We start from the raw sequence: 3,487 nt of genomic DNA on the forward strand, positions 1-3,487 counted from the left end.
CGAGCGCCACTTCGACGCGTTGCGCTACACGGCCTCCAACGGCACCGACATCACGATCGGCCTTACAAGCAAGCACCTGTGGGCGGGCGGTAAGTGCGAGACGCCCGACGGGCATCCGTTCTTCCCCAACATCCCCACCGAGGAGATCTTCACCTCGCCCGACTGCGAGCGCGCCGACGGCATCGTGTACTCGGCGCTGCCGCTCATCCGCCACGGTAACAAGATCGACCGTTTCTGGCTGCGTTTCGAGAACGGTAAGGTCGTCGACTTCGACGCCGCCATCGGCCGCGATACGCTGGCGAGCATCCTCGATACCGACGAAGGGGGCCGCAGACTGGGCGAGGTGGCGCTCATTTCCAAGAACACCCCTATCCGCGAAAGCGGTCTGCTGTTCTTCGATACGCTCTACGATGAGAACGCCAGCTGCCACTTGGCGCTGGGCTCGGGTTTCAGCGAGTGCTACGAGGGCGGGTACGAGATGTCCAACGATGAGCTGAGGGCAGCCGGCATGAATATCTCGGCAACGCACGTGGACTTCATGATCGGCACCGATGACCTTACGATCACGGGCATCGATGCCGACGGCAACGAGGAGCCGGTGTTCGTGAACGGTCAGTGGAGCTGGGAGTAAGGAGTGCCGCGTTCCTGGACCCTTGCTGCGCGTGGCCGTGGTACAATGCCTGCTGCGGGCCGTTAGCTCAGCTGGCAGAGCAGGGGACTTTTAATCCCAAGGCCCAGGGTTCGAACCCCTGACGGCCCACCATCGCATGAAAACGCGAGGACGCATTCGTCCTCGCGTTTTTGTTTTTATATGGTGCTGCTCATTGGGCGGGGCGCGATACGGTTTTGGGCGCAGGTGGCCTGCCCCCCTGGCTGCGCCGTCTGGTTACGCAGCGGCCTTACCTGCCGACAACCTACCGATAACGTAACAAATACAACGCCTGCGAGGACGCCGGCCCTTCATGGGAAGCGTTGCCGTATCATCAAAAGCATGGGTGCTTGCGCATTCGGCAAAACCGCTGTCGCCCCTGCGGCGGCGATATGACTTTGGGGAATGAAGGGAAGGCAAAAGCTATGGTAGATGTGCATGAACTGCTTGATACCTGGATCGCTCACGTAACCGACGAGGAACTCCTTGCCGAGCTTCGCGCCATGAAGGATGCGGGCGACGAGGACGCGATCACGGATGCGTTCTTCCAGGACCTCGCGTTCGGTACCGCGGGTCTGCGCGGCACCATCGGCGCCGGCACCAACCGCATGAATATCTACACGGTCGGCCGCGCTACCCAGGGCTTCGCTGACTACCTGGTCAAGAACTTCGAGAACCCTACCGTGGCCATCGCTCGCGATAGCCGCAACAAGGGCGAGCTCTTTGTAAAGACCACCGCCGCCATTCTGGCCGCCAACGGCGTGACCTCCTATGTGTATCCCAAGATCTCTCCGGTGCCCACGCTGTCCTGGGCAACCCGCTATCTTGAGTGCTCCGGCGGCATCTGCATGACGGCCAGCCATAATCCCGCGCCCTATAACGGCTATAAGGCGTACGGGCCGGATGGATGCCAGATCACCAGCGAGGCTGCTGCCGCTATCTCCGCAGCTATGGAGGCATGTGATCCGTTCGCCGACGTGAAGACCATGGACTTCGACGCCGCTGTAGAGCAGGGTCTGGTCAAGTGGATCGACGACGAGGTGCTCGATGCTTACTACGACGCGGTCCTCGCGCAGTCCGTCAACAACCTTACCGACGAACAGATCGCGGCCGCACCGCTCAAGCTCGTCTACACGCCGCTCAACGGCACCGGCCTCATCCCGGTTACCACCGTGCTCGCCCGCGCCGGCGTGACCGATGTGACCGTGGTTCCCGAGCAGCGCGACCCCGATGGCGACTTCCCCACCTGCCCGTATCCCAACCCCGAGATCCGCGAGGCCATGCAGAAGGGCATCGACCTGTGCGATGAGGTGCACCCGGACCTGCTGCTGGCTACCGACCCGGATGCCGACCGCGTGGGTGTGGCCTGCGCCGACGGCGATGACTACACGCTGCTCACAGGCAACGAGATGGGCGTTCTGCTGCTCGACTACATCTGCAAGATGCGCGCCGAGCGCGGCGAGGACCTCTCCAACAAGGTTGCCGTGACCACCATCGTTTCCTCCGCCATGGTGGATGCTTTGGCCGATGAGTACGGCTTCGAGCTGCGCCGCTGCCTTACGGGCTTCAAGTATATCGGCGATATCATCACGAGCCTGTCCGACGCCGGCGAGGTGGACCGCTACATGTTCGGCTTCGAGGAGAGCTACGGCTACCTGTCCGGCGACCATGTGCGCGACAAGGATGCCGTCAACGCGTCGCTGCTCATCTGCCAGATGGCCCAGTATTACAAGCTGCAGGGCAAGAACCTGGTTCAGGCCATGCGCGAGCTGTACGAGAAGCACGGCTTCTACCACAACCGCACCATCTCGCTGAGCTATCCCGGTGCCGACGGCGCTGCCAAGATGGCTGGCATCATGGCAGGCCTGCGCGAGAACGCCCCTGCCGAGATCGCCGGTTCGAAGGTCGAGGCCGTGGTCGACTACGCCACGTGCGTGAACGGCCTGCCCAAGGCCGATGTCATCGAGTTCGACCTCGAGGGTGGCAACAAGGCCATCGTGCGCCCCTCTGGCACCGAGCCCAAGATCAAGCTGTATGTCTTTGCCAAGGGCGAGGACGCCGCTGCCGCCGATGCGTTGCTCGACGCGATCGAGGCCTCCGGGCGCGAGCTGCTGTCGTAAGGAAGCGCGTCTGCTGCCTGCATGCGCGCTCGCGGCGACGGCGCGGTGTTGTAGCGCGTACTGCTATACAGGGTCCACCGAACTGGTGGACCCTGTATTGTTATCCAATTGTTAAGGCTTGATGGAGGATCGGGCCTGAGCGGTAAAAAATCGGTACCGAATGGTTATTGCGGTTTATTTTCCGCATAACCCAGACGCTATCCCCTTCCCCCTCACCAAATGATATTGAAACTGTTTACTTATATCTGATACTGTCATGCGTAAGACAAATGAATCTGGAGAGCTCTAAGCTGTGAGGGGATGGCTTATGAAGCACTTGAGAAAGATCGTCGCCGTTGTCGCTGCAACGGTGATCGGCGTCGCGGCGCTTATCGCCGCCCCCGCCCCCGCGCGCGCCGGCGCGGGCTCGCTATACATCACGTCATCGCATGGTGGCGATGCGGCTGTCTACGATGCGTATCGCATCGCGGATGATGCCGCATTGCCCGATAACGCTCAATTTAATTGGCCTGGGCTTTCCGGCGTATCGCTCGACGGCTACGAAACGTACCCGGCGTACGACCCCGCATCTCCGAACTCTGCCCGGGATGGCCGCGCGTTGGTGGAGCGTGTGAGCGCAGACGTATCGGTGGACAACGCCGGCGTCCTCGCCCATGCGCTTGAGGGGTATGTGGTGCCCGGGGCCGCGCCGGTAGCGCGCGTGAAGGCTGATGGGCCT

Annotated in this window: 3 protein-coding genes and 1 tRNA gene; all 4 read left to right on the forward strand. The window is 61.9% G+C overall.

The window, feature by feature from the left end; all coding sequences use genetic code 11:
- Positions 1 to 631: aminopeptidase (locus I2E26_RS08285; RefSeq protein WP_195420354.1), on the forward strand; the 631-nt coding region annotated here is incomplete at its 5' end.
- A 56-nt stretch (positions 632 to 687) separates the two neighbouring features.
- Positions 688 to 763: transfer RNA gene (locus I2E26_RS08290), tRNA-Lys, on the forward strand.
- Positions 764 to 1,074: 311 nt separating this feature from the next.
- On the forward strand, positions 1,075 to 2,769 hold the full coding sequence (locus tag I2E26_RS08295) for a phospho-sugar mutase (RefSeq protein ID WP_195420355.1): 1,695 nt from the start codon (positions 1,075 to 1,077) through the stop codon (positions 2,767 to 2,769).
- 307 nt (positions 2,770 to 3,076) lie between these two features.
- Positions 3,077 to 3,487: hypothetical protein (locus I2E26_RS08300; RefSeq protein WP_229056523.1), on the forward strand; the 411-nt coding region annotated here is incomplete at its 3' end.

It is taken from the genome of Collinsella sp. D33t1_170424_A12 (assembly GCF_015554865.1).
Taxonomy (GTDB): domain Bacteria; phylum Actinomycetota; class Coriobacteriia; order Coriobacteriales; family Coriobacteriaceae; genus Collinsella.